Origin of the sequence: Pseudoalteromonas luteoviolacea NCIMB 1942 (assembly GCF_001625595.1) — a bacterium.
In the GTDB taxonomy this organism is placed as follows: Bacteria; Pseudomonadota; Gammaproteobacteria; order Enterobacterales; family Alteromonadaceae; genus Pseudoalteromonas; species Pseudoalteromonas luteoviolacea_A.
In genome coordinates this window covers 47,036-67,179 of the sequence record NZ_AUXT01000143.1, presented here as the reverse complement: position 1 = coordinate 67,179, position 20,144 = coordinate 47,036, and the positions used below count along the sequence as shown (strand labels likewise).

At 42.3% G+C, this 20,144-nt stretch carries 16 protein-coding genes; 6 read left to right on the top strand and 10 right to left on the bottom strand.

The features are described 5' to 3' along the window. Nucleotides 1-280: 280 nt before the first annotated feature. Nucleotides 281-457: a hypothetical protein gene (locus tag N482_RS24760; RefSeq protein ID WP_155730538.1), complete on the top strand. Its 177-nt coding sequence runs from the start codon at nucleotides 281-283 to the stop codon at nucleotides 455-457. A 432-nt stretch (nucleotides 458-889) separates the two neighbouring features. Beyond that, the gene (locus tag N482_RS07490; RefSeq protein WP_063376444.1) at nucleotides 890-2,551 is read left to right on the top strand and encodes a tannase/feruloyl esterase family alpha/beta hydrolase; all 1,662 of its coding nucleotides are present in this window, start codon (nucleotides 890-892) and stop codon (nucleotides 2,549-2,551) included. A 119-nt stretch (nucleotides 2,552-2,670) separates the two neighbouring features. Here N482_RS07490 and N482_RS24260 read toward each other — a convergent pair whose 3' ends face one another. Next, the gene (locus N482_RS24260; protein ID WP_081227822.1) at nucleotides 2,671-2,859 is read right to left on the bottom strand and encodes a DUF1289 domain-containing protein; all 189 of its coding nucleotides are present in this window, start codon (nucleotides 2,857-2,859) and stop codon (nucleotides 2,671-2,673) included. Between the two features lie 298 nt (nucleotides 2,860-3,157). Here N482_RS24260 and N482_RS07485 point away from each other — a divergent pair, with 298 nt between their 5' ends. Further along, nucleotides 3,158-4,597 carry an MATE family efflux transporter gene (locus N482_RS07485; RefSeq protein WP_063376443.1) on the top strand — a complete coding sequence of 480 codons (1,440 nt, stop codon included), beginning with the start codon at nucleotides 3,158-3,160 and terminating at the stop codon, nucleotides 4,595-4,597. A gap of 75 nt (nucleotides 4,598-4,672) precedes the next feature. Beyond that, entirely contained in the window at nucleotides 4,673-6,016 is a 1,344-nt protein-coding gene (locus N482_RS07480; RefSeq protein ID WP_063376442.1) for a serine hydrolase domain-containing protein, read from the top strand. Between the two features lie 56 nt (nucleotides 6,017-6,072). Here N482_RS07480 and N482_RS07475 read toward each other — a convergent pair whose 3' ends face one another. Together N482_RS07475 and dld are read right to left on the bottom strand one after the other, a co-directional pair. Next, a complete protein-coding gene (locus tag N482_RS07475) occupies nucleotides 6,073-7,017 on the bottom strand; it encodes an endonuclease/exonuclease/phosphatase family protein (protein ID WP_063376441.1) in 945 nt (314 codons plus the stop codon). A gap of 193 nt (nucleotides 7,018-7,210) precedes the next feature. Continuing rightward, a complete protein-coding gene (gene dld, locus N482_RS07470; protein ID WP_063376440.1) occupies nucleotides 7,211-8,911 on the bottom strand; it encodes a D-lactate dehydrogenase in 1,701 nt (566 codons plus the stop codon). Nucleotides 8,912-9,117: 206 nt separating this feature from the next. On the opposite strand from dld, the gene N482_RS07465 reads away from it, so the two are divergent. Then, a complete protein-coding gene (locus N482_RS07465; RefSeq protein ID WP_063376439.1) occupies nucleotides 9,118-9,504 on the top strand; it encodes a hypothetical protein in 387 nt (128 codons plus the stop codon). Nucleotides 9,505-9,552: 48 nt separating this feature from the next. Here the strand turns inward: N482_RS07465 and N482_RS07460 are convergent, their stop codons facing one another. The 5 genes from N482_RS07460 to N482_RS07440 all read right to left on the bottom strand — a co-directional run bounded on the left by N482_RS07460 (nucleotide 9,553) and on the right by N482_RS07440 (nucleotide 14,537). Then, on the bottom strand, nucleotides 9,553-10,191 hold the full coding sequence (locus N482_RS07460) for an NAD(P)H-binding protein (RefSeq protein ID WP_063376438.1): 639 nt from the start codon (nucleotides 10,189-10,191) through the stop codon (nucleotides 9,553-9,555). Nucleotides 10,192-10,375: 184 nt separating this feature from the next. Then, nucleotides 10,376-10,717 carry a histidine phosphatase family protein gene (locus N482_RS07455; RefSeq protein WP_063376437.1) on the bottom strand — a complete coding sequence of 114 codons (342 nt, stop codon included), beginning with the start codon at nucleotides 10,715-10,717 and terminating at the stop codon, nucleotides 10,376-10,378. 172 nt (nucleotides 10,718-10,889) lie between these two features. Further along, nucleotides 10,890-11,792 carry an ABC transporter ATP-binding protein gene (locus N482_RS07450; RefSeq protein ID WP_063376436.1) on the bottom strand — a complete coding sequence of 301 codons (903 nt, stop codon included), beginning with the start codon at nucleotides 11,790-11,792 and terminating at the stop codon, nucleotides 10,890-10,892. After that, complete coding sequence (locus N482_RS07445) at nucleotides 11,789-12,598, bottom strand: hypothetical protein (protein WP_063376435.1); 810 nt, start codon at nucleotides 12,596-12,598, stop codon at nucleotides 11,789-11,791. The genes N482_RS07450 and N482_RS07445 overlap by 4 nt, the downstream gene beginning before the upstream one ends. Nucleotides 12,599-12,725: 127 nt before the next feature. Beyond that, nucleotides 12,726-14,537, bottom strand: a complete 1,812-nt coding sequence (locus N482_RS07440; RefSeq protein WP_063376434.1) for a M2 family metallopeptidase — start codon at nucleotides 14,535-14,537, stop codon at nucleotides 12,726-12,728. 227 nt (nucleotides 14,538-14,764) lie between these two features. Here N482_RS07440 and N482_RS07435 point away from each other — a divergent pair, with 227 nt between their 5' ends. Beyond that, nucleotides 14,765-17,032 carry an acyl-CoA dehydrogenase gene (locus N482_RS07435; protein WP_063376433.1) on the top strand — a complete coding sequence of 756 codons (2,268 nt, stop codon included), beginning with the start codon at nucleotides 14,765-14,767 and terminating at the stop codon, nucleotides 17,030-17,032. Between the two features lie 7 nt (nucleotides 17,033-17,039). On the opposite strand, the gene N482_RS07430 is transcribed toward N482_RS07435, so the two are convergent. After that, nucleotides 17,040-17,477: a hypothetical protein gene (locus N482_RS07430; protein ID WP_063376432.1), complete on the bottom strand. Its 438-nt coding sequence runs from the start codon at nucleotides 17,475-17,477 to the stop codon at nucleotides 17,040-17,042. Nucleotides 17,478-17,696: 219 nt separating this feature from the next. Then, the gene (locus tag N482_RS07425; protein ID WP_063376431.1) at nucleotides 17,697-20,039 is read right to left on the bottom strand and encodes a hypothetical protein; all 2,343 of its coding nucleotides are present in this window, start codon (nucleotides 20,037-20,039) and stop codon (nucleotides 17,697-17,699) included. Nucleotides 20,040-20,144: the final 105 nt, after the last annotated feature.

Below are 20,144 nucleotides of genomic sequence, written 5' to 3'. Positions count from 1 at the left end.
GACAGTAAAAAATAGAAAGGGCACATGTTGGCTGTGTGCCCGTATTTTTAGCCAACACCTTTTCACACTAGGGTCTTTCATCTTCATTACTTTTAATTGAATTGGTCTGAATTAATCAGTAAAAGCTGAATTTAACAAGTAGCTATCTAGAAATGCAGAATACCTGCCAAAATAACTTTTTAGAGCTAAAGTTCAACATGATAGTGACAAAACTCACACCCAAAATGGAAACTGATTGATTACACAAGGTAATCGACACATCATAAAAGGAAATATGGCAATGAAAAAATTACTGTTAGGTGCTTTGTTGGCTTCTGGTTTTGTTTCACTTTCTGCTTCTGCAAATACAATTTTCACATGTGATGGGCTAGTTTACGACGTTAGATATAACGGTTATCAGTATGTCATTGAATTTAAGAACGTATACGGTGTTTATCCGGACTCAGCAAAAATTTAGAAAATTACATATTAGGTTAAGCACTTAAATCCGAAAGTGACGGTCGTAAAGGCATTTATTACACATTAATTGTTCAGTCTGATGAAGGCGATAGGCGTTGTCGTGATAACGATGGTAGCTTGACTTTACTCGCGCTAGTAAAGAAATAAGCCTCGTAGTCTAGATAAGGTCCTAAGGGGCCCTTTATTCAAGATTAAATTACTCCCACTCTATTTATCAATAAGTTAAGTTTGACCAAGGTTCTATTTTATCGCTCATCTAATGGTCACTCAGACTGAGCCTCTTAATCTTCATTGTCAATGACTTCAATCCTATGTTTACGTCCAAATTTTCATTTAATTTACTTGAGTTTCCATGATGTATACAAGACAATTTACATGCAATAGATAATGATTATCAATTGTATATAACCCTAGAAAGGAGCTTTATGGGATGTCTGTAAAATCTAATATTCTAAAACAAACAGCTTGTTTACTAACTTTTATAGGAGGTCTGCCTGTTTCCCACAATTTGTTGGCTGCGACTGCAGAGATGCAAATAAGTCCTGAAGAGCGTGCTTGTATGGCATTACGCTTCGATGACTTTGCAAAACTAGAAGACGGAGAAGCTGCGACCAATGTAATTGAATCACGTTTCGTCAAAAATTATGAAATGAGTGAAACTGAGTCTCTTTGGGCTTATAAATACAGTAGGTTGATGGGGGCACCAATTTCAAAGTCGCAAAAGCACTTACCAGATCATTGCTTAGTGCGGGGGTACGTGACGCCAACAATTCGTTTTGAACTGCGCCTACCTGCCCGTGAGCAATGGAATCAGAAGTATTTACTCAATGCATGCATGGGGTTTTGTGGTGATGTCAGCTCTTACCCACCCATGGCGGGATTAGTACGGCGTTATGCAACTATGAGCCATGATGGAGGACATACCGCTTATGGCTTTGATGGTAAGTGGGCGAGAAATAATGAGCAAGGTAAAATTGACTTTGCCTATCGTGCCAATCACGTAGTAACTGTGGCCGCTAAAGCGATTATGGAAAAGTACTATCATACTCAGCCTCAGTATTCATTTATCACTGGCTGCTCAAAAGGTGGACACGCTGGCGTAATGGCTGCAAAACGGTATCCCAATGACTTTGACGGTGTGATAGCAAGAGGGCCAACCATCAATTACACAAATGTGAATTTAGTAAATTGCATGGATAACGCGCGTGCAATACTCAATGAGCGAGACGAGCCGATTTTCGCTCCAAGTGACATTCCTAAAATCGCTAAAGCGGCTATGGCACGCTGTGATGCGTATGACGGTTTAAAAGATGGGGTTATCAGCGATCCGAGACTCTGTGATTTTGACCCTCAAACTTTAGTCTGTGAGGCTGGGCAAGTACAAGATTGTTTTTCGCAACAACAGGTCGATGCAGTAAAAGCACTTTATGAACCATCTCGAAATTCACAAGATGAGGTCATTTATGGCGGTTTACCTTATGGTTCAGAGGTCGAGTGGATGGGGTGGGTTGCACCGCAACTGACGCAGCTAAAGCCATTTCATTATTATGCCGCGACAGAATATTTGAAATACATTGCTTATCCTAAAGCACTGCATGTGGATTATAATTGGCGAGACTTCTCCTATGAATATGAGGCTGAGAACCTAGCTGAAATAAGCAAAATGATAGATGCCGACGATCCCGATTTGCGTGCATTTAAAAACCGAGGTGGAAAAATGCTGGTATTACATGGCTGGGCAGATGCCGCAATCCCTGCCTACGCGACCATTGACTGGTATGAAAGAGTCGATGACTTCATGGCTAGCCATAAACAGGAAGTACGTGATTTCAGTCGGCTGTTTTTATTACCTGGAGTGATACATTGTGGCATAGATGGTCCCGGAAACTCTACGTTTGATGCAGTGAAGGCTTTGGAAAATTGGGTGATTGGCGGAGTCGTCCCTAATAGTCTGCTTACACAGAAGGAGAATGCTCAAGGCGAGGTTCTCCGAGAGCGGCCTGTATTTCCTTACCCAATTCAGGCTGTTTATGATGGTAAAGGAGATCCTAACAAAGCAACTAGCTTTAGAGCTGGTTATTTAAATCAATAGTTTAGTGTTGAAAAGCGGCGCAATAGCGCCGTTTTTTTGATTACTTGATAAAGTACTTTAGTTCATCCTGTAGTGACATGAGTAAAGAGTTAAGGTTTTTGTGTGCCCCTTTACTTCTGTTAGGTTTGTTTTCTGGATTCGCATTTTGCCAGAATATCTAACTTTTCCTGCGGACTTTTGCTGCCCCATCCAACGATTTCATCAATATGGCGAAGGCAGCCAATACATATATCCTTATCGTTTAAGCAACAATTTCGAATGCAAGGTGAGGCAGCAGTTACCTGTTCCTCGGTCGATTTTTGACCCATATTTATTTACTTATTTTGATACGCATCGGTGGTAATTATGACGGCTTTGCAGGCTACTTAAAAGTCGTTACTTTGGCTGAATTTTAAGTAATGACTTTGTACATAAAACCAGCGTATTCATCGGGTTCACATTTTCTTACTAATTATATGCTACTTGTGGCTTATCTTATTTCTTCGGCGATTGGCCGAGTACATAAAATACCTGAGGAACTCTTTTGAAGAGCACTGGTCTGTGCCTTATAGAGAATGCTTGAAATAATAATAAAATGGTTTAATACCAAGGAGTAAACCACGCAATATGACACGTAAAAAATACCTAATTCCTGACGGTGCCGTTTCTTCAAATGTAACATGTCAAAAGCAACGTTTACGAGCAGTACGTAAACGCTGGATTTTAACAGGCTCCACAAGTGCGGTACTAGGACAGCTCACGACACCCATGTTATTTGCTATTTTAGCACTATTTGGTGCTGATTTAATTGAGCTTTATTTCGCCTCTCGCTTAGGAGTGGAAGAGCTGACGGCTATGAGTTTTACACTGCCTATACAAGCCACCGTGTTCGCTTTTGCCATAGGGTTAGGTATTGTTGTCGCGACGCGATTGACTCAAGCGCGCAAGGTTGAGGAACTTGCAGCGGTAAGTTTGATTTTTACGGCGGTGGTAGGTGTGCTTTTAGCAGCCTCGTTCTGGTTTAACTTATTACCAATACTAAACGTATTGGGATTTGATGAAACTTCTGCGCAACAGCTGAAAGTCTGGCCAACGTTAATGACATATATGCAGTATCGCTTAAGTGCAGTGGTACTTTTCTTCACTATTATGGTGGTTTTTGGTTTACTCCGAGCGTTTGGCAATATGCGCGCAGCGGCCTGGTTGCTCGTTACTTTTTCTGTAGCTCAAGTTTCAATTAGCGCTTTGTTGTTCTCTCCTGTTGCACATAGCATGCAACTTAGTGGGTTAGAAAAGTTGGGGATAGCGCACTTCTTTGCGGCTTGTATCGGGTGTGCATATGCCTTGTTTTTACTCGTTGTTAAAGAAAATATTTCAATTAAAGTTAATTTACTGTCTCAAAAAAGTCGCCATACGTTCCGGTGTTTAATTCGATTGTCAGTACCAGTAGTTGCGATGCAATTACTTACCCCTATAGCCCAGTCACTACTGATGGGAGTCGTGGCTACGCAAGGCAGTGATGCTGTAGCTGCATACGGTGTAGTAATGCGTTTAGAGCCAATCGCCTTACTGCTACCTATGGTTTTAACGACTTCACTTCCTATATTTGTTGGTCAAAATTGGGAGGCAAAAAAAGCGCTTAGAGTGAGAAGAGGGGTGAAGCTGGCGGTAGTTGCTTGCGTGGCATGGCAGCTGGTTATTGCTACTTTGCTGTTCTTAGGCGCAGATATGCTCAGTGTTGGTTTTTGTAAACAATCAGAAGTGAAAGACGCCATAAACTTTGCTGTTACAGTATTGCCTATTTCATATGTTGCGCTTGCTGCGGTGATGCTTTATGTGAGCTGCTGCAACGCGATAGGACGAAGTGGTGTTGCGCTTAATTTTAGTATTGTGAGGCTGTTTGTACTCTCTGTTCCAAGTGCATATATAGGTGCAGCGGTGGCTGGGTTTCATGGAATCGTTTGGGGATTGACCTTATCTAACTTTATATTAGGTGTTTGCTTAGTACTGTATAACGCGAAGAAAAATGAAACGTTATCGGTGCAGAAAAAAGCAGTGCTTAGTTAGTTTTCAAGACAGGTTTTCTTGTATTTATTGTTTAGTTATTCGTCATAAAATTCGACAATAACAAAAGGGATAAATATGAAAAACACAGTATTGGCATTGGGTTGTATTACATCTTCTCTAGTTCTTAGTGGCTGTAACACGGACCCTAATGTCTTGTTAGGATACAGCGCAAACCAATTATGTTCTCGGCACTTTGTGTCAGGCGAGTCTTTAGACTTTATTAAACAGCGGGTCATACCGGAAGCACTTGGGGCATTGCCTAATGTTTACAGTCTAGACATAGATACTTCCGAAAAGTTGGTTTCGATAACCGCTGAAGTCGGTGGGCAGAATCTAACCCGCACCTCAGTATTTCGACAAGGCCTTGGTTGTACCTTACTTCACGAATTGACGCCATCACAATTGCATGCTCAAACACAAGACTTACGATTACCAACGGAACAACCGAGTACACCATTGCAAAAAGCCATTCGCCACGATGTCTCATTGGATAAGTTTTTTGCCAAAAATCACCTTGACTATACGTGGAGTGACAATACATTCGCCGTTGCAGTACTGTATCAAGGAAAACTTGTCGCTGAGCAGTATGACGCCCATCACTCTGGCAACACCCGAATGTTGAGCTGGTCGATGGCAAAGACATTGACGGGATTACTCACAGGGGTTCTTGAGCAACAAGGCAAGTTGACATTAGACCAGCAAGTCAGCTTTGACGAGCATTCAATGTCGGTAAAAAACCTACTTAACATGAGCTCAGGTGTGAAATGGGCAGAAACACCGGACATACATGGTTATGAGGACCTCGGTCCTATGTGGTATTACACCGGAGACTCAGTAAACTATGTATCAAAACTCCCTGTAGAGTACACACCAGGCACAACGTTTGAGTACGCAACAGGCACTACCCAGCTACTTAGTGATGTCGTAACAGTGGCAGCTGGTGGTGATATTCAGTCGTTGAATGATTTATATCAGTCTCATCTGTTCGCACCGCTCGGGATAAATAACGCAATTGCTGAGTTTGATGAGGCTGGTAATCTCCGTGGTGGCGCGAGAATGTTCTTGAGCATTCATGACTGGCTAAAAGTGGGGCAGTTGTTCAATCAACAAGGTAAATGGGATGGCAAACAAATCGTCTCTCAAAAATGGATAAATGAGGTCATGATGGGAGTCGGTGTGGTCGATCATTATGGCGGTCAATTATGGTTAAATGACCTTGGTTTTTGGTTACCATCTTTGCCAAAAGACACGGTGTCATTACGAGGTCATCGTGGTCAATATGTTGTTATTATACCTTCAAAGCAGCTAGTCGTTGCTCGATTTGGAGCTTATGGCTCCGCCGTAAATCAGAGTATTGGGCTGGCAAACAAACGTTTGTTTAAAGCGGTTATTGATGTGATTAAACAGTTGGAAAAGTAAGGTTTGATTGTACCTAGCTGTACAAAATAGGGTGTACAGCTAGGTGCTACTTGTGCTTATTTTAAGGCAATACTTAGTGCACAGTGGTCGCTTAGCATTTTCTTAGGCTCCATGTTATCAAAGTAGTGGAATTGAGCACTATTTTGTACATAGTCTGACTTTAAGGTCTTAGAAACTAATACATGGTCGATGGGTGCCGGATAGTATGGGTGGCAGCCTGTCAGCATTAAGTTTGCGTTAAATAGTGTTGATTTCGTCACATTGTTAGGCGCTTTATTTGCTAAGCCATTCGGATGGTAAAGGTCACGGCTGAAGCGGTTGTATGGTGCAGAAAGTCGATGGTTGAAATCACCGAGCACAATAAATTGTGCGTTGGCGTTACTTTTGTCTTCAACCCACTTGTCTAACAATGGAACTTGTTTTGCTAACAGCTTACACGAATCTTTGTCTGAACGGCGGTAATCATCCACGAAACAACCGCTCTTTAGATGTACATTGAGTAGACTCAGTGTTTTGCCACGATAATTAAGCTGTACTTCAAGCGCACTTCTTAAACCCATCTTTAAATCTGAAAATTGTTTATGTTGAACAACTTTTTCAACAGTAAGGTTTTTTTTAACTGCAAAGGCCACTTTTTGCTGAGTGGAAGTTAAACCACTGCCGCGACATGTATAGCTAGGGCTATCAGCACGGTTTGAAATAACTAGCTGCCACTTTTGTGGATCTAATACGGTTTCAAGCGCTTTCACAGAACCAACTTCTTGAAATGCAATTACGTCGGCGTTTAGCGATCGTGCATATGTTTGTAACTCAGATAGCTCCTTTTCTGTTCTTGGCCTACAGCCTTCAGTGTTATTTGCCGCCAAATGTTCGATATTCCAAGTGACAACGCGCAAGTTACTTTTTGTTTGTGTGTTTTCGTTACTTGGATTTGTGGCGTTACAGGCGGAAGTTAGCAGAGTGCAAAGTGCGACAGCACTTGTTTTGAAAGGGTGGTTCATAAGTATTACAACACTTGAATATTTTTAATAGTGTTACAGTGTATCAAAAATGTTTCAAATAGATTATATAAAAATTTTAATTCATCGCGAATAATTGGGATTTTAACTTAGCAAATGGCGTCAACAGCAATTAACGTCTTATCACTCAATAAATCATGAGTGATAAGACACAATAAAGGCGTTAATCAGCAGGTTAGTGCCAATGCTTACATTTACTGGTTTTACCAATACCAGGGTTAAATGAGTTGGTAGGGTCTAATTTTTTGTAAAATGATTTTAGTGCATCTTTTGCAAAATATTCATGTCCAACATTATGTTCTGCTGGGTATTCAGCACCGCGTTCATCAAACGTTTTTAGGATTTTATTCTTCACTGCCTTAGCGTCAACACCTGGCTTCATTATGTAGTTTTGGTGCATCACATGGCAAAACAGGTGACCGTAATAAAGTTTGACTGCGATTTGGTCATCAATTTCTGGCGGAAGTTGTTCAAACCAATCTTGTTCATTGCGAGGGAATGCGACATCAATGGTCATGATTGCGCCCATTTCTTTACTATTCATGGTTTGCATACGGCCGATTGCACCACCAGCTACAAAGCGGTGTAAAATCGCTTTTTCACCTTCGTCTTCAGTACACTCGAAATAGCTACCATCATGGGTCTTGAAAAACTCGTCAAAATAGGCTTTAGCTTCAGCTACACCTGCATTGCTCATTTCTACAATCCAATGGTGTTCATAGCGATCTCGGTATTCTTCCATACGCTTTGGCAGGTGGTTTGGCCACAAACAGCTTAAGTACTGCATGATACGGTCTGAAAACTTATTTGGTAAAAACTTAAAGTTCTCTGCGATACGATCGACCGTCCGTTTCATAGCGAACATTTTTGGGATGTACTTTGAACCTAGTTTATCGATTACAAGGAAGGTATCTTTACCGTACTTTTTAGATGCGTCATAGCAATCTCTATGCAGATACTCGCCAGACACTGGCAAGTTTTCGAACTTTGATAAAATATCGCGCCTGATTTTAGCCAAGACCGCAGAGTCATTGGTGCCGACATAAAATACTTGATGCTTCTCTGGCACAGGGTAGGTGTCAAGTCGTACTGCGAATACTGCTAATTTACCCGCACAACCTGAGGATTCATACAGCCTACGACCATCATTATTAAAGCGAGAAGGGGTTTCTGCATCGACGTCGCGCACGCGTTCGTGGTATTCATCATCAGAAGCTCTAAGCTCAGGAAAGTGCACGTCTGCATCAGTGTAGTTTTTAGTTTGTAGATTGGTCAGGATCTCTTTAGGCGAGTCACCTAAGTTAATACCTAGGTTGTTGATCAATGACAGCTTGCCCTGATCATCAATTTGAGCAAACAAAGACATTTCTGTGTACGCAGGCCCACGTTGAACCAGTGCGCCACCTGAGTTATTACAAATGCCCCCAACGATTGAAGCGCCAATACAGGATGACCCGATCACTGAGTGTGGTTCACGACCATGTGGCGCCAACGTATCTTCAAGACCGAATAACGTACTGCCAGCAAGGCCAACAATCTGCTTAGCATTATCAACAAGTTGAATATCATCAATGCGCATAGTGCTGATGATCACAATAGGGCGGTCATAGTCTTTACCATCAGGTGTTGAGCCACCAGTTAGACCGGTATTAGCTGCCTGCATGATGACAATGACATCAGCATCAACACATGCTTCAAGTGATTGCCATATTTCAAACAAGGTAGCAGGCCTAATTACGGCGAGTGCCTCACCGGAGCCAAATCTAAACCCTTTGGTATAGGGTTGCTTTTTTGTGCCGTCAGTAAGTACAAAGCTATTTCCAACGATAGATTTTAACTCTTGAATTAGGGTGTTGTGTGGGGCGTTACTGGTCATGCTACTCTCTAAATGAATGTTAGTATTGGCATTGCTGATGGGAGATTGGGTTTTAGTATACCGTAAGCAACAGTGGGAGTGAATCGAATGATTTACATGATAAAAAGTATTTTATTCGGTACAAGTTGGGTTAGATGAATAGATTTAAAGGCAAACCTATCTAGTTGCTCTAAGCTTGAGTCAATCACAAGGAGCGAGTAAAACGTATGAAAGAAAAACCCACTACTTCAATTTGTTTCTATATAATTGCATTGAGCTTTGTGCCCCTTGTAGCATGCGAAGGCAATCAAGGTCAGCAGGGGGCTTCTCAGAAACCTGAGGCGAAGTCAGACGAAACAGAGGTGAGCAATTTAATGCTGACTGTGGCAAAATATGTTGTTGGTGCATGTGTAGAATCAGGTTATCCAACTTTAAAGGATTCTCAGAACTACTCACAACAAGAGCTTAAGGCATGTATGAGAAACCAAAGCCATCGATATAATCCAGATACTTTGGCATCTGATACCAAGCTTAGTTGGCGTATCAAGGTAAAAGGGCGTGAAATTCAGTGTACATGCGCAGGTTATGTCAAAGATTTAAGCCCCTCGAAATAGCGGGGAGAGGGCTAGCTTAACTGCTTAGCCATTTACCCTATGTAGAGGCTAAAAAAGTTCATCCTGTTTAAAGGTCCTTTTACCATAGGTTTGTGTATGGCTGATCTTTACCATCTTAATGGCGACTTGTTCCCCCAAAATTGGTCTGAACTTATCAAGGCCCGGTATTTTGCACACAATGGGTAGAATGTGGGCACCAAGAGTTTCTGCGAGGCGAAAATGATCGCGTTTACCTAGTAGTAGCGAGGGTTGAATAATACAGGTCTTATCAAAACTCAGTTTGCTGATTTCATCTTCAAGTTGCCCTTTCATTTTTAAATATGGGTTGCGACTTTGCGCATTTGCACCGCTTGAAGACACTAGAAAATAGTGTGAAACTTTATTGTCAGCGGCAATTTGTGCAACTTGAAGCTGGTAGTCAAAATCTACTTTGCGTTGCAATGAAATAGAACCCGCCTGTTTTTTGGTTGTACCTAAGCATGAAAAAAGAATGTCACCTTGAAATACATCTGCGTAATCGGTGAGTCGGTCAAAGCAAACCTGCTCACAGACGACTTTTTCAGTACCGAAATCAATGGGCCTACGTGCAATCGCAATTATCTTCCCGATGTCGTTGCATTGTATAAGCTGCTCAATTAAATGTTTTCCAATGAGCCCGGTAGCTCCCAATACAATCGCCGTCTTCATACTTAATGACCTTATTTGTGAAATTCTTAAAATGAGAATTTACCGCGTGTTTAAAAGTTTAAATTGTAGGTAAATACACAGCTGTGATGATACCGCTGCAACGAAAGTTAATAAAGAAGGGTTGCAGTCTTCAATGCATGAAGCGGTGGGATTGATATTGGCAATTGGTAGGGTTGAGTTGTGCTCAGCAATCAGAGTGGCTCTGAATAACAAGGCGCACAGCAGTGGTGATATTTTCAATTCGCGTTGCATTGAGACTGTTTGCCAGTAATGTTAAAGTCGGGTTATGAGCAATAATACAAATATCTTGGCAGTCTGGTGCTGGTTCATCTAGGTCTTGAATAGCAAAGTGGTGTTCATGCTCACAAAATGTATACAATGGGACGTATATATTTAGCGGGATTTGTGGTGCGCAAGTTTGGTGAATGATTTTGGCTGTGTCTAGTGCGCGTTTTGCAGAGCTGCTGAAAAACATACTGTCGGGCAGTAACCCGAGAGCCGAGTTGCAGTGCAAGTTGAGACGCACGTTTTACGCCCTTATTTTTGAGAGGTCTTTCGAGGTCACCAAGGGATGGAACTGCCCAACTCGATTTTGTATGGTGTATTAAACGTAAGGTTCTCAATGAAGGCCTTTCGCATGTAAATAGACGAGAAAAACGCCTCTGGTTAGCAGAGGCACTTGTATTTTAGTTTGGGGCTCAGTCAACAAACAGCTGGTTTTCCAAGGTTCTACCATTCACGATTTGCTTATAGGTCCATTGATTTTTATGTATTAAAGTCAGTAGTGACAAATCTAACGGTTCCGCGTGCTTGGTATATTCTATCACCAGTTCGTCGGACTGAGTTTGCTTAACATTTGTTACCCCTTGCAATTGTGCTATTTGGGCCTGCATTTGGTCGTTGAGATTAAGCATTTGTAGTGTGATATAGCTCCCTTGTTGTGTTTGGTGCAGGTCACTTTGATGACTACTCAACTGTCCTTGCTCTAAATACAAGACCGTGTCACATAGGCGTTCTAACTCACTGAGGTCGTGTGAACTCAAAATAAAAGTAATGTTGCCTCTTAAGGAAGCGATGAGGTTTCTAATCGCTTTGGCATTTTTGGGGTCTAAACCGGCAGTGGCTTCATCGAGTAGAACAATTTCCGGGTTGCCCAATAAGGCTTGTGCAATGCATACTCGCTTGCGCATTCCATGCGATAACTCTGATGTTTTGGATTGTGCCACATGTGACAAGTCAACAAGCTCTAGTACCCGTTGGGTATCAGCTAAAGCTGACTTTTTGTCCATACCTTGCAATTGTGCGTAAAAGCTTAGTTGTTTAGCTACTGAAAACTTGGGGTCGAGCTGCGCGTCTTGTGGAAGTGCACTTAACTTACTGAATAAAGCTGCACTGCGTGGCGGATGCCCGATGATATCGACATGCCCCGTGTCTGGCTTGAGGTAGCCACAAATAATGCTGAATAGGGTGGTTTTACCCGCGCCATTTGGACCCACTAAAGCGACCGTACTCCCTTGCTCTATTTTGAAGTTAACACCGGATAATGCTTGTTTTGCACCAAAGGACTTTGACAGTGCACTCACTTCTATAACTGTGCTCATAGGTCACGCTCCCGCAAAATGAATTGTGCAGCACCCAGTAGTGCAGCAGCTTGGAAAATTGGCAAGACTAGAGCGAAGTTAGAGCTGCTTTGCCAGCCTGTTATATCGCCAATATGATGCCCAGGGATCAAGTAATTTAGCCAAGCAAACATTGGATATACATCGCCAATGTAAGTGATTATTGAAGCGACAATGGTAAAAAATAAAATCGCAAATACAATGCTCATCCGCGCAGAATTAGTTACTAAGTTTAGTAAGCTCATCAGTGCGATAAACGGCAAACATGTCACTAATAATTTAGCCCATATTGCGACCGATTTGATTAGCCCAGCCCCTACTAAACCGGTATCACGCATACTCATCATGACTAACGTAGCAATGCTTACCAAACCAATCAAAGCGGCTAATATCATTACTTGGCCAAAAAAGCGTCCTAATAACAGTTCAAATCGTGCACTTCTCAACGTTAGGAAACGAACAGTACCTCGGTTTCTATCTTCAACTGTTTGATCTGCGGTAACGAACAAAGCAAACATCGGAAAGGTAAATAACGCAATAACCCAAAATATCGCGAGTTCAGCTTCAGGCCAAGAGACCAAACTGTTGAGTCCAATTGTGCCAGCCAGTTGGCTGACAAAGCCTTCAAATTCAGGACTATTAAGAAATGGCACCGCGTTGTAAATTGGATAGCGTAGGACCATAAACCATACCAGCGAAAACGCGGTTACGGCGAGCCAGCCCCTTTTAGTAGCAAATAGGCGGGTTAGTTCAAACTGACTATACAGCCAGGTACGATGAAAGTTCATATGTTCTCCTCTTGATATCAATACTTTAGCTATATTTTTAAAGAGGAGGAAGAAAAAAATTGTTGCAAGATATGGCGAATTGAAAGAGATAGTGCAACTATTGTTGCACTATCTAAAGGAAGAGCGGTTACCAGCCACACTGGCGATTTTTATTTTGCTCGTCTAGGTATGCTTGTAAAGGTGCGAAGTAGTCAAGGATTGCCGTTGCATCCATCTGCTTGCTACCTGTTACTGTTTCAAGTGCTTCTTGCCATGGACGACTGCTGCCCATTTCAAGCATGGTATTCAATCGCTCACCAGCTTCTTTCGAGTTATAAACTGAACAACGGTGGATAGCTTCTTTGCTGCCAGCAATTTCACATAGAGACTTGTGGAATTCAAACTGAAGAATATGAGCTAAGAAGTAACGCGTATAAGGAACATTTCCTGGGACATGATATTTTGCACCTGGATCGAAGTCAGTTTCTGTACGCGCAACAGGTGCCTTAACACCTTGGTATTTTTCACGCAGTTCCCACCAAGCTTGGTTGTATTGCTCTGGGCTTATTTCACCGGAGTAAACTTTCCAACGCCACTGGTCAACAAGTAAACCAAACGGAATGAAAGCAACTTTATCCATTGCCATTTTCATTAGTAAGCCGATGTCTTTTGACTCATCAGGTACGTGATCTAATAAACCGATTTCTTTTAGATACCCAGGTGTGACCGATAGTGCGATAGTGTCACCAATTGCTTCATGGAAACCATCATTCGCGCTCTCTTGGTAGTAAAGAGGTAGTTTGTTGTATGCACGTTGATAGAAGTTATGGCCTAGCTCATGGTGAATAACTGAAAACTCTTCACCGGTTTGCTGAATACACATTTTGATACGCAAATCATCTTTAGAGTCTAAGTTCCACGCAGAAGCATGGCACTGTACATCACGATCTTTTGGTTTCAAAAACAGTGAACGTGTCCAGAATGTTTCTGGCAAAGGTTCAAAGCCCATTGAAGTAAAGAACTTTTCTGCACCTTTCGTCATCTTAATAGCATCGTAGTCGTGCTGCTTAAGTAACTCCGTCAAGTCATAACCTGGATCTGCATTTTCTGGTGCAACTAAATCATAGATATTACCCCACGATTGTGCCCACATGTTGCCAAGTAAGTGTGCAGGAATTGGCTGATTTTGAGGCACTTTGTCTTCGCCGTATTTTTCACCAAGTTTTGCACGCACGTGGCAGTGAAGAGAGTTATATAAAGGTTTAACTTGGCCCCAAATACGGTCTAGCTCTTTAGCGAAATCATCCGCTGGCATATCATATTTACTACGCCACATAGCGCCTGTGTCAGCATAGCCAAGCTCATTGGCTCCTTCATTTGCAAGAGATACTAAGTCTTTATAAAGAGGGCGCATTGGTTTAGAAACATCGCGCCAACCTTGCCATATATCTAATAGCTCTTCGTAATCACGGCTGTTGGCCATTTTGGCTGTCATATCACCTAAGCTCAAGCATTTGCCTTCTTTACAGTATTTACCTTTGCCATAAAGGCCATCTAAATCTGCTGAAAGCTTTGCTAACTCTGCTGTTTTAGCCGGATCTTTCGGCGCTGGCAGCGTTAGGTTTAATTTTAATTTGTCAAGCTTACGACGGTTATCATAGCTAAGTTCTAGGTCATCAAATTTTGCAGCTTCATTCGCAAGGGCAACAAGTGTCGCTGTGTATTCTTCGCCAACTTCAGCAGAGAGTGCAGCAGTATCTTCTGTAATAAAGTTAGCGTATATCCAAGCTGCACGGCTACTTCTGACTGTCAGGTCTAAAAGCTGTTCTTCAGCTTGTACTAGGAATGCTTCAGCGTCTTTTTCTGTTAGTTTTTCACTTGTTGTCGAGTTACAGCCACTCAGAGAGAGCGCCCCAGCGACGAATACCGCGCTTAGGCTGAGTTTAAATTTTGCCGACATAATTATTCACTTTTTGTTATAGAGAAACGCGATGATAACAGTCTATTTGCGTCCTCTCAATCGCCAAAAGAGCACTGAAAGTTAAATTGGGCACAAGCTAAATCAAAGTTTATTCATATACCAGTGACAATGTGGCTTTGAATTATTGCCAGCAATGCTTTGCTATGGTTGAGTTAGTATATTTTTCATCCATACTTATCTTAATTATAGGAAGGAGATAAACTCTCATGTGGTTAGTTTTATTAATAATTATAGCTGGTTGGGTTATTTTCGGCGTTAAGGAAATACGGGTTAAGTGGATTTCTGTGCCATTGTTTAATTACTTTAAACGCGCGTTACCCGAGCTATCAGATACAGAAAAGGAAGCAATGAAGGCAGGTGACACATGGTGGGATGCAAGCCTTTTCAGCGGTAAACCAGACTGGAAGATGTGGTTGCACTCTGGCAAACCAAGGTTATCTGATGAAGAGCAGGCTTTTGTAAATAATGAGCTGAAGTCACTCATGGCAATACTCGATGAGTCACAAATTACTGCACAGGGGGATTTACCTGAGTCTGTTTGGAAGTATTTAAAAGAACAAGGGTTCTTTTCTATGATCATTCCAAAGAGCTTTGGTGGTAGGGAGTTTAGTGCGCAAGCAAATTCAGTGATTGTTTCAACGATTGCGACTCGCAGTTTATCCGCGGCCGTCACTGTTATGGTACCGAACAGTTTAGGGCCGGCTGAACTATTACTTCATTTTGGAACACAAGAGCAACAACAACACTGGCTGCCAAAGCTCGCAACAGGAGAGGTGATCCCCTGTTTTGCTTTAACCTCACTGCATGCAGGTTCCGATGCGGGTGGTATCACCGACTATGCGACCGTATGTAAACAAGATTTCGAAGGAAAAGAAACGCTAGGATTAAGCGTAACTTGGTCAAAACGCTATATTACTTTAGCCCCTGTAGCTGATGTACTTGGGCTGGCGTTTAAAGTGTATGACCCAGAGCATTTGTTGGGTGAACAAGTGGAGCTTGGCATAACCTGCGCCTTGATACCGACAGCCCATTCTGGCGTCATTAAAGGCGAAAGGCATGACCCTATGGGGTTGGCGTTTATGAATGGCACAACAGAGGGCAACGATGTATTTATTCCTCTAGATTGGGTTATTGGAGGGCAAGATGGCGTTGGAATTGGGTGGCGAATGTTAGTTTCTTGTTTGAGTGCAGGACGCGGAATTTCTCTACCAGCTTTGAGTGCTGGTACGGCGCAATTATGCAGTAGGGCGACTTCCGCCTATAGCCAACTTCGCTATCAATTTAAGCAACCCATAGGCCAGTTTGAAGGCGTGCAAAGTACGTTAGCTAGAATATGCGGACTGACATATAGCATTGAGGCTGGACGAGAAAATACAGCGTTGGCGGTCGACTTGAACAAGAAACCATCGGTTATCACTGCTATTGCGAAGTACCATTTAACTGAACAAGCGCGAGTTGTAATTAATGATGCTATGGATGTTCATGGTGGTAAGGCAATTCAAAAAGGTCCTTTAAATTATTTAGCCAATCATTATGCCGGTATGCCAATCAGCATTACGGTGGAAGGTGCGAATATATTGACCAGAAACTTAATGATCTTTGGCCAGGGAGCGAGCCGCTGCCACCCATTCATTTTAAAAGAAATGGAAGCCGTTCAACTTGAAGATAAAGAGCAGGGCCTAAAAGAGTTTGACAAGTTACTGCTGTCCCATCTCATTCACTCTGGCATAAATAGCTTAAAAGCACTTTTTAATGGCCTAACTGTGGCGCGTTTTGTCAGCTCGCCCGTTAGTGGAGATGTGGCTCGCTATTACCAACTCCTGACGTGGTACAGTCAAGTGTTGGCGGTATTAAGTGATATTGCGATGCTTCGTTTAGGTGGTGCGCTTAAATATCGAGAAATGCAGTCAGCCCGATTGGGAGATATGCTTAGTCATTTGTACTTAGCTTCCTGTGTATTGAAAAAATATGAAGACGATGGACGCCAATGTGGTGACTTACCACTTCTTCGTGTGGCTATGGCATATCATTTGACAAACTACAGTCAAGCTGCGAAAGCGTTTATTGAGAACTTTTTGCCAAGAGGGCTTAGAAGTGTGGTGAAGCGAGTTATTTTTCCGCTTGGAACAAGAGCATTCGGGCCGTCAGATGGTGAGGTTAAATCCCTGTGCTCGAGTGTTTTTGAAAACAGCAATACGCGTAATCGTATTAGTGCGTTCTGCGACAGTAATGGAATGGTCGGGCTGGAAAAACTAGAAGAAGCACTGTCTATTTCTAATCAAGCAAAACTTCCGTATCACGACTTTTTGAGTTGGCAAAGAAAGCAATCAGCGACCATTTATGATAAGACAATTTCTCAGCAATTGCAGGGGGCTTGTGAGTCAGGTACGATTTCTGAAGGGGACAAAGAAACACTAGAAAAATGGTTGAAGCTTAGAGACGAAGCGCTTAGTGTGGACTCACGAAACGCTTGATAGTTTTTTAGCGTGCGTAGGGGTCTGGATTGATTTTATCGACGTACCAGTCACCCTTGCGTTTTACCATTTGCACACTGCGCATGTCGTCCACTTGGTCGCCATGTAACTGCCCAGTAAAGATCAGGTTCACCTTGGCTTTATTTCCATATTGTTCACGCAAGCTTTTATTGGTCATGTCTAACTCTATTGTGACGTGATCAAATTGCATATTAACTAGGTTTCTAGTGAATTGTGATGGCGTACCGTAAGAGCGCATTATTCTAGCGAGTCTGGGGGTAGACAGCTTAAGCGCGGCTTTCATATCCTTGCGGTTGTATAGTGCATCAAAATACATTGTAGCGGCATAGCCTGGGGTGTCTTTATCACCTCGACCTGCTTCTTCGTTACCACAACCAACTAAAAAAAGTGTCGTCAGAGCGAAAATCAAACAGAGATATTTCATTTTAAAAAAGAGTTTCGAATCACTGTCTCTAGTGTGTCTTTATTCAGTTCATTTGTAAAGTTAACTAGTCAAAATAACCTAACTGCTTATTTTATATTAGGATAAATAGCGTATTTTTATAAAAGCTAGGAATTAGTAAAAGTAGAGCGGAATCCGTTGGGATACCATGCTACAGAGCTGATCGAACGCCCAGTTCTGTAGCGGGAAGAGTGACTCTGTTTAATCCTCTAGTGGGCACTTGAGTGTATTAGAGCCTTGGCTTCTATAACACAGTTTACCATCATCCATTACGATGTTTTCTACAAAGTCTCCACTACTTTGGAATGCCAAAGTGTTGCCAGCATAGCAGCTTAAGTGACCGTCTCTAACTAAGCAGGTATGCGTATTGTTACCCAAAATTTGATGTACGACACCTGATTGTGCGATAAGCTGCTGCACGGGCTCAACATCATTCCCCCAGCATTGCCAGCTTGCATCAGCAAATTGTGCACAAGCAGTATCATAATTGACCGCATTTAGTTTGCTGACTCCTTCCAACACGGGGACTTCTGACACTGGTGAGTCGTTAAACCCTGCACAGTGAACGTCTCCCTCATTACCTAATAAGCAGGCATAATAACCGCGGGTAACCACTTGTTTAAGTTGTTCAGGCTGAGTTTCAAATCTAAGTTGACTGTTGGTACTGGTACACCTTGTTAATACTCGGTCTTCAACAACACAGCGGTAGTGCTCACCTTCGATTTCTAAGTTGTTTGCTAATACAATTTCTAGACTATTTGTCACATATGTATCTGCTTCATCTCTTGTGAATAGAGACAATCTAGCTTCATGGTCTTGCGGTATTATCTGTTGATATTGGGCGGTTAAGGCGACATCATTTGAAGTCTTTGATACTCCACCAAAACTGTCCCAAGAAGGAACATAGTCAGTGTTGCCATCTAAATGGATGAACTGACCATACAAGAAAAATGTCGAGCCACTTACATAGGTTTCATTGACGCCTGCATAGGTTCTCAATAGAGAGTTGTACGATTCGGCATAGATTTTAACTTCTTTTTCGGCAAAGCCCGCTTTGATTATTAGGTTAAATGCTCTTAGTGAACTTATCGTGTATTGGTTATCTAATACCGTCACAGCGGTAATGCCGTCCGTCTGAGTGACGTCTAATTTATCGTAAGTGTACAAGTTAGTGATGGGGACAATGCGCACTTGGTCAATTGGCACTGAGCTTTCTAAGGTGTAGTTTTGTGTAACTTCACGTTTAGGATAAAGTTCAAACCTATGGTCTTTATCAGGAATATTGATAGAGTCTCTCGTTGCTGCTGTATTATGGAAAATCAGCGGTTGCGTTGCGGTTGTACTTTCGCCTGACTTGTATTTCACTTTATAGCTTATGGTATGAAAATTATTAAAGCTCTCGACTTCAGGTATTTGTATCGTCAGCTTACTGTTTTCCTTGGTGAGATATTGTTCATCAAACTGATTGTTGATAGCCCATGTGACACTATCGATATTCGAAAAGTCCGTCAGGTTACTGTTTATTACGACCGTCTGTCCTGAAGCGGCCACTTCGTGAGAGCTAGTTAGTGAGATGGGGGTTTGGGTTTCTTGCTTTGTGACTAAAACCTTTGTACTAGCAGTTTCAGTCACACTACCTTTCATTGAAACCTTTAGTGACAAATCAAACGTGGTGTCTTGCAAAACAGCAGGGGCGGTAAAGCTATAGGTTTTACTCTCACTGGTGGCGTTGGTTGGCTGCGGGTCTGGTTGCCATAGCCATGCATAAGCTTCGATTTCGTCGCTATGAGAAATAGTTGGGACGATACTTGCGGTTTTGCCGCTTGCTACTGTCACCTGTTCTGGTAATGATAAAGTTAAAGAAGGGCCGTCAGCAGGCGTTATCTTTACTTTTGCTGGGCGAGTATGTACGTCGTTGTCGGTCACAACATTAATCACCACAGTAAACTCAGTTTCCTCTGATACATCAGGAAGTGTGAGGGTTAGCGTAGAGTCTCCTGTGCGCCCTGCGTTTGATGTCGATACCTTGTGCGTCGGGTTTAGGCCTTCAAATCCCCAACTCACCTTTTGAATATTTGCGTCAGTTGCAAATGATGCTGTCAATGAAACTGTGTCACCACCACTGAACGTATAACTGTCCTGCATTTCAATGTTAGCGCCTACAACTTCTGGATAGAGTGAAATTATGTGGGTTTTAGTCACTGGAGAACTCACCCCGTCCGAGACCTCACATGTGACAGTAATGCTTTGTCTTTCTGTTACAGACGGGAGTTTAACCACTGTTCTGGTCATTGATTCTTGGTCAAACTGAACGCCGTCTAGTGAACTTGTCCAATTTACGGTAAGTTGATCGTTATCCGGGTCGATAAAACTGGTAGTGATAACAATAGATTCTTTTGATAGAGCGAGCGAATCGCCACTGAGTGTAACTGTAGGGGCTCGGTTTTGTGTAGAAGGGCGTTGATCGTCGTTTCCTGATGAATTACTACCGCCACCGCAGGCAGCTAACAATCCAACGAGTGAGGCCAAAAGTATTTTGCGCATTTTCATTCCTTATCAATGGCAGTTTTCACATTATTTTTAGTCAATAGGAAGTGGTCTCCTATTTCCAAGCAATTTAGTCCGCTTTATTTTAACGGTAACTTAATA